Origin of the sequence: Hyphomonas pacifica (genome assembly GCF_000682675.1) — a bacterium.
In the GTDB taxonomy this organism is placed as follows: domain Bacteria; phylum Pseudomonadota; class Alphaproteobacteria; order Caulobacterales; family Hyphomonadaceae; genus Hyphomonas; species Hyphomonas pacifica.
On sequence record NZ_AWFA01000034.1, the window covers coordinates 162095 to 169219 of the forward strand.

A 7125-nucleotide genomic window follows, 5' to 3' on the forward strand; every position below is an offset into this window, starting at 1 on the left:
CCCCAGCCACAAACAAAAAGGGCGACCCGCAGGCCGCCCTTTGAAATTGGATCAGGTATCCAGGAAGCTACGCAGCTTCCGGCTGCGGCTTGGATGTTTCAGCTTGCGGAGCGCTTTCGCCTCGATCTGGCGGATACGTTCGCGTGTCACGCTGAACTGCTGGCCGACTTCTTCCAGCGTGTGGTCCGTGTTCATCCCGATACCGAAGCGCATGCGCAGCACGCGTTCTTCCCGCGGGGTGAGAGAGGCGAGCACACGCGTCGTCGTTTCGCGAAGGTTCGACTGGATCGCGGCATCGACGGGCAGAAGCGCCATCTTGTCCTCGATGAAGTCGCCAAGGTTTGAATCCTCGTCGTCGCCAATCGGCGTCTCCAGAGAGATCGGCTCTTTCGCGATCTTCAGCACCTTGCGGATCTTCTCCAGCGGCAGGCCCAGCTTCTCGGCCAGTTCTTCCGGAGTCGGCTCGCGGCCAATCTCGTGCAGCATCTGGCGCTGGGTGCGGATGATCTTGTTAATCGTCTCTATCATGTGCACCGGAATACGGATCGTCCGGGCCTGATCCGCGATGGAGCGGGTAATGGCCTGACGAATCCACCAGGTGGCATAGGTCGAGAATTTATAACCACGGCGGTATTCAAATTTATCGACCGCCTTCATCAGGCCGATATTGCCTTCCTGGATCAGATCCAGGAATTGCAAGCCACGGTTTGTGTATTTCTTGGCGATGGAGATCACGAGGCGAAGGTTGGCTTCCACCATTTCCTTCTTCGCGATGCGGGCTTCGCGTTCACCCTTCTGCACCGTCTGCACGATGCGGCGGAAATCGTCGATCGGAATGCCGATCTCTTGCGCGATTTCGGAAATCTCGTCACGCGTGCCGTTGACTTCGTCTGCCTTGCCTTCAACGAACCGTTTCCACTTGGCAGACAGGGCCTGCACGCGGCCGGTCCAGTCCGGCTCCAACTCGCGGCCAAAATAGTTCTCCAAGAAGTCCTTGCGCGGCACGCCATAGGCGTCGGCCATGCGCATCAGCTTGCCTTCCAGGCCCATCAGCTTCTTGTTGATGGCGTAGAGCTGTTCGACCAGCGCCTCGATCCTGGCATTGTTGATGTGGATCGTCTTCAGATTCTCGACGATGGAGTTGGATAGTGCGTCATACTCTTCCTGCGCCTTCGGCGTCAGGTCCTTGCCTTCAAGGCGGCGATTGACCAGCTTGTCCTGTAGCTTGCGGTACTTGGAAAAGTCCTCGGCAATCTCGTTCAGCTTGGCCAGAACGCCGTCGCGCAGTTCCGCTTCCATGGCGGACATGGACATTGCCGCGGCATCATCCTCGTCCTCATCATCCTCGTCTTCGGACTCTTCGCCATCGGCCTTGGCCTCATCGGCCTCGTCGTCCTCATCCTTGGGTTTGGGTTCGGGCGGCGGGTTTTCCGCGCCATAGGTCGCTTCCAGATCAATCAGGTCGCGCAGCAGGATGCGTTCATTCACCAGCTCGTCGCGCCACACCATCATGGCTTCGAAGGTAAGCGGGCTCTCGCACAGGCCGCGGATCATCGCGTCCCGGCCGGCCTCGATGCGCTTCGCAATCGCGATCTCGCCCTCGCGGGAGAGCAGCTCGACGGCGCCCATCTCGCGCAGATACATGCGGACCGGGTCATCCGTGCGGTCAGAGCCGCGCGCATTGCCTTTCTTGGCAACAACCTTCTTGTCCTCGATCTTGGTGAGGGCCTTGCCCTCTGCCTCGGCCTCTTCCTCGCTTTCAACGACGGCAATGCCCATTTCCGAGATCTGGGACATAACGTCCTCGATCTGGTCTGAGGTCATCTCGTCATTGGGAAGAAGGGCGTTGATCTCTTCGTGGGTAATGAAGCCGCGCTTCTGAGCGCGTTTCAGAACCTTCTTTACGTCCGTGGCGTTGAAATCGACCAAGGCATTTTCATTGTCCTTGTCGTCATCACCGTCGCCATCGCCGGAAAGGTTCTTTTTCTTCGTGGCTGTTGCCATTCAATTCTCTCCCGTGAGGTTCCCGACCACGCCCGTCGGATACCCTCGCAAAACTGCCTGCCTTGTAGCTTTCGCTGACTGTACCTGCTGCCTTCAAAATTCATGCGGGCGCTGTATGCCCATCGTTCTGTAACGCGTCAAAAGCCCTGCTGCCATCTCATGGCAACAGCACCAGACCCCAACTTACAGCACCTTTCGTGCCACAGGTCAGGATCAGACTCGTCTGAACGTCCGGCTGCCGTGTTTTGCTCGGGGGCTTAAAGCCAATCCCTTGCCTCGGGTTCTTTGACCGCGATTGAGGCGTCTCGGGGTAGTCGTTGAGCAAGCTGGCAGCGCGCATGTTCCCTGCTTGCTGTAAATGGGCACTGATTCCTCTGCGGTCAATAGGTTTTCCTGAGTTTGAGCCGCAGGAATCAGGAACTGCCGGAGGCATCCCCCTTAAACCAGGGGTTCTGCTCTTCAAACTTCTTCCAGAAATCGCCAATATTGGCCTTGCCCATGGCCTTCTCCTGCTGGTCCAGCAACACACGCTCTTCGAATGCCTTGCGCCGTTCTGCCACCAGACGGCGTTTCAGTTTGAGACGGCGCACCTCGTCATCCGCCGTCGGTGTCGTGTCGACGGGAATGAAGGCTTCGACCGCCGCCTTCCACGAGCGATAGGCTGGATCATTCAGGCGAATATTGGAAATGTTCTTCAAATCAATCTGCGCAATTTCCTTCTCATGACCCTGCCGCGCGAGGCTTTGCAGAACGGCGTCCAGGGTCAGATCCTGATCCTCGATCAGGAAGTCCACGATCAGGTCACGCAGGCCGTTGGAAATCTCGTTGCGAAAATCCGCCGCGATCAGCAACTCTTCCATGCCGGACAGGATCGACGGGTTCAGCACGGCCTGCAGCAATAGCAGAACACCGGGGCGCGTCCGGCCTGCAGCCTGCACCTGGGCGACCGCCGCCGGCCCAGCCGAGCCCGTATCCCCCCCTCTGCCCTTGCCCGGGGTAAAATTACTTTTGCGCTTGGACTGGCGGATCTGCCAGAAATGGTCCCTCATGCGGGCCTTCAGGTCTCGCTCATAGGCCGCCTTCACGCCGGGATGCTTGATCTGGGCCGCAGCCCCCATCAGTCGCGCTTCAAGGCCCGCCTGACGTTCAGGCGTGTCGAGTGGCTCGGCATCCCGCTCGCGCTGCCATAAGAGTTCCGACAGGGCGATCTTGCCATCCAGCGCTTCGCCCATGGCGGCAGGCCCGCGCTCGCGGATCAGATCGTCCGGGTCCATGCCATCCGGCAGCAGCACGAAGAACAGGGACCGCCCGGGCTCGACATGTGGCAACGCCCGGTCAATCGCGCGATAGGCGGCGCCGAGGCCCGCCCGGTCCCCGTCAAAACACAGCACCGGTTCCGGCCCTGCGCGCCACAGCAGATTGATCTGGTCTTCCGTCAGCGCCGTCCCAAGCGGCGCGACCGCTTGGCCAAAGCCCGCCTCCGTCAGCGCGATGGCATCCATATAGCCTTCGCAGACAATCAGGCCGCCGCCCTCGCCATGGCCCAGCGCTTCCCGCGCCGCCTTGTAGCGATAGAGCACGCGCGATTTGTGAAAAAGCGGTGTATCGCCTGAATTCAGATATTTCGGCTTGGCATCCGGCGTCAGGCCCCGGCCGCCAAAGGCAATGATGCCTCCCCGGCTGTCCGGAATCGGGAACATGAGACGCCCACGGAACGCATCGTACGGCTCTCCACCACGATCACTGGTCTTGGCGAGGCCCGCCTCCAGGATCTCGTCCGAGGTGAAGCCCAGCTGCTTCAGATGGACGCCGGTCTTGTGCCAATCATCCGGGGCAAAGCCCAGCCGGTGGCGCTTCCAAGCCATGGGCTTCAGGCCGCGCCCTTCCAGATATTCCCGCGCCGCAGCTCCCTCGGAAGATTGCAGCCGATCCTCATAATAGGCTGCAGCCGCTTCACAGACCTCCTGCAGGCGCTTGCGATGGTCATAAACTTCAGCGGCTTGCGGATCTGCTTTGGGCAGCTCCATACCCGCCTCTTCGGCCAGCTTCTCAACGGCTTCCATGAAAGAGAGCCGTTCGGTCTCCATCACAAAACTGATGACATCGCCACCCATACCGGAAGAGAAGCATTTGAAGATACGCTTCTGGTCATTGACGTAAAAGCTGGGCGACTTCTCATTCGTGAAGGGCGACAGGCCGACCCATTCCTTGCCCTTTTTGGTCAGCTTCACCTTGCGACCGATCACATCCGAAGGACGGATACGGGCCTTCAACTCATCAAGAAAGCCATCAGGGATGCGGACTGCGGAGGACATTTTCTTAATGTAGCGCTTAACCCTGATTGTTGAAACATGAGACTGCTACCTGTCCCCAGCCAAACGCAGACAAAAAAGGCCCTGCTTCAGCAGGGCCTTTCTCGGTGACGGATCACTCCGGCATTAGTCGTCTGTCAGTTCAATACCGGGGGCATCGGCATATTCCTCAGACGTGAGGTCCAGAACGATCTCACCATCACTGTCACCCTGGGCGATCGTGATTACGTCCGGATTCACCAGATAGCGATCGGAGGTCAGGGCGTCGACCACACCGTCAGCCACAACGGCGTATTTCAGGGTGCCATCCTTGGCCATGATGAAGTCCGTGATGCGGACCTCCTTGTCATTGAAGGCAAGCGAAGCATTCGTGCCCATCAACTCGGAGGCGAGACGGTAGTCGTTCAGGCCTTCCTGCTCGAATTCGGGCATTGAATCGAGGGTCTCGTCAGTGACGGTCAGTGTCGCGATAGGCTCTTTTTCCTCGTCCCAAGTGATCGTTGCCTGGTCAAAAGTGACCGGGTGAAGAGCGCCGGCAACGCCATCACGTATAATCAGGGTAGGCTGGGTATCATCACCGGAGATCATGATGTCTGCGATCTCGCCAATTTCTTCGCCATTGGCATCATAGACGTCTTCGTCGATCAGATCAGACGCCATCATTTCGCCCGTGGCCGGAACATAGGCAATCCGGGTAACGTCCTTCTTGGCACCCATCTCGTCATTCGCGGACGCATCCATCACTTCGCCGCCATACATGGCGTCAGCGGAGTTGGAAGCAGTTTGGGTGGTTTCTGTAGCAGGGGCTTCAGCCGTCTGCGCATTGGTTTCGGTCTTGGAACACGCAGCGGCACCGAGCATCAGGGCAGCTGCACTGGCAGTTATCAAAAGCCGTTTCATTTGGTGGTCCTTTCTAAGTGACTAACACCCCATTAACGGACCCCATGCCTGCTTTGTTCCTCAACCTTTCGGCGATTTAACTGTTTTGACCTGCCCCGCTGGTCAGCGCTTTCCGCATCGCCCTGCCGGCAGCGGCAGATTCGATCATATCCGGATAGCGCTGTTTCAGGGCGCTCATGCAGCGGCCCAGATCCTTCAGCTTGGACGCACCCAGTTCCTCGACTACTTCCTCGACCGCCCGATCCAGCGCCTTGCCGGTCAGCGGCACAGGGAGGAACTGCTCGATGACCTCGATCTCCTCGCGTTCGCGAATCGCGTCTTCGATGCGGCCCGCATCATCATATTCTCGTGCTGCCACTTCTCGCTGAGCCACCATGGTCTCCAGCACCTTGCGCACATCCGCCTCCGGGCAGCCTTCGCCATCCCCACGCCCACGCGCGCACACATCCCGGTCACGGATGGCACAATCTATCAGACGCAACGTCGACAGACGTACCGAACTGTCAGGCTTTTCGCTCTCGGCTTTCAGTGCCTCCGCAACCTGCGTTTTCAGTGTCATCTTACAAGATTTGTCTTCACGGCCCATTCTAAATACGCCTTTCACACCAGCGAAGCGGCACACCGCTTGACGCCAAAGGGACTCGGCCCCATTAACCGGGCAAACTGTCGGGCGATAGAGTTAAAGGTCCGACAACAGGCCCGGAAGGGAAGCGAAATATGTCCGACACACAAAAAAAGCAAGACAAGACAACTGCCACGGGAGCTATCGCCTTGGCAGACGGGACAATTTTCCTCGGCGCAGGTGCCGGGGCTGAAGGAGTCCGCGTCGGTGAGCTGTGCTTCAACACTGCCATTACCGGCTACCAGGAAATCCTGACTGACCCGTCCTACTCCTCCCAGATTGTCCTGTTCACATTCCCGCATATTGGAAATGTTGGCGCGAATGATGAAGATCATGAAGAATCTTCAGCGCCTGCAACAGATGCGGCGCGCGGGACGATTTTCCGTGAGCCCATCACGGCGGCCTCCAATTGGCGCGCGGGCGAAGGCTTTGACGCCTGGCTCGCAAAGCGAGGCATTGTTGCCCTTTCTGGCGTAGATACCCGCGCGATCACTCGCCTGATACGCGAAAACGGCATGCAGAAAGCCGCCATCTGCAACAAGCCGGATGGCAATATAGACCTCGACGCCTTGATCGAAACCGCGCGCAGCTGGAACGGCTTGGAAGCCGCTGACCTGGCCGCAGTGGTCGACACGGACGCCTCATTCGAAAACACCGAACAATTGTGGACAATCGAGCATGGCTACGGCCAACTGGAAGACGCCCGCTATCACGTTGTATTGGTCGATTTCGGCGTGAAGAAGAACATCCTGCGCAATCTGGCTCAGGTCGGCATTCGCGCGACGGTCGTAAATGGTGATGCGAGCGCGGAAGAGATTTTCGCGCTGAAGCCTGATGGCGTGGTCTTCTCCAATGGCCCAGGTGATCCGGCCGCCACGATCCAGCGCTCCGGCGATATGATCCGCGCAGTCATAGACAGCGGTCTACCAATCCTCGGCATCTGCCTTGGGCACCAGCTGCTGGCCTTGGCACTGGGCGCGCAGACCATGAAAATGGCCCAGGGCCACCATGGCGCAAACCATCCGGTCAAGGATCTGGCTACCGGCAAGGTGGAGATCGTGTCCATGAACCATGGCTTCACGGTCGATCCCAAAACGCTCCCGGCGGGCGTGGAAGAGAGCCACCGCTCCCTGTTCGACGGCACCAATTCCGGCCTCGCAGTGAAGGATCGCCCGATCATCTCCGTGCAGCACCACCCGGAAGCCAGCCCCGGACCGCAGGACAGCTTCTACCTGTTCCAGCGTTTCGCGGACCTGATGGCAGCGGCCGGGAAATAGCCCCCCCCCC

5 protein-coding genes are annotated in these 7125 nt (G+C 58.9%); 1 reads left to right on the forward strand and 4 read right to left on the reverse strand.

Annotated elements, in window-relative coordinates:
* Window positions 1–51: 51 nt before the first annotated feature.
* From rpoD to HY2_RS11640, 4 genes are all read right to left on the reverse strand, one after another.
* Entirely contained in the window at window positions 52–2004 is a 1953-nt protein-coding gene (gene rpoD, locus HY2_RS11625; protein ID WP_034827751.1) for an RNA polymerase sigma factor RpoD, read from the reverse strand.
* A gap of 413 nt (window positions 2005–2417) precedes the next feature.
* The gene (dnaG, locus tag HY2_RS11630) at window positions 2418–4319 is read right to left on the reverse strand and encodes a DNA primase (RefSeq protein WP_064773906.1); all 1902 of its coding nucleotides are present in this window, start codon (window positions 4317–4319) and stop codon (window positions 2418–2420) included.
* A 123-nt stretch (window positions 4320–4442) separates the two neighbouring features.
* On the reverse strand, window positions 4443–5216 hold the full coding sequence (locus HY2_RS11635; RefSeq protein WP_034827753.1) for a PRC-barrel domain-containing protein: 774 nt from the start codon (window positions 5214–5216) through the stop codon (window positions 4443–4445).
* Between the two features lie 76 nt (window positions 5217–5292).
* Window positions 5293–5775 carry a GatB/YqeY domain-containing protein gene (locus tag HY2_RS11640; protein WP_034827820.1) on the reverse strand — a complete coding sequence of 161 codons (483 nt, stop codon included), beginning with the start codon at window positions 5773–5775 and terminating at the stop codon, window positions 5293–5295.
* A gap of 158 nt (window positions 5776–5933) precedes the next feature.
* Here HY2_RS11640 and carA point away from each other — a divergent pair, with 158 nt between their 5' ends.
* A complete protein-coding gene (carA, locus tag HY2_RS11645; RefSeq protein ID WP_034827755.1) occupies window positions 5934–7115 on the forward strand; it encodes a glutamine-hydrolyzing carbamoyl-phosphate synthase small subunit in 1182 nt (393 codons plus the stop codon).
* The last annotated feature ends 10 nt before the right edge of the window (window positions 7116–7125 follow it).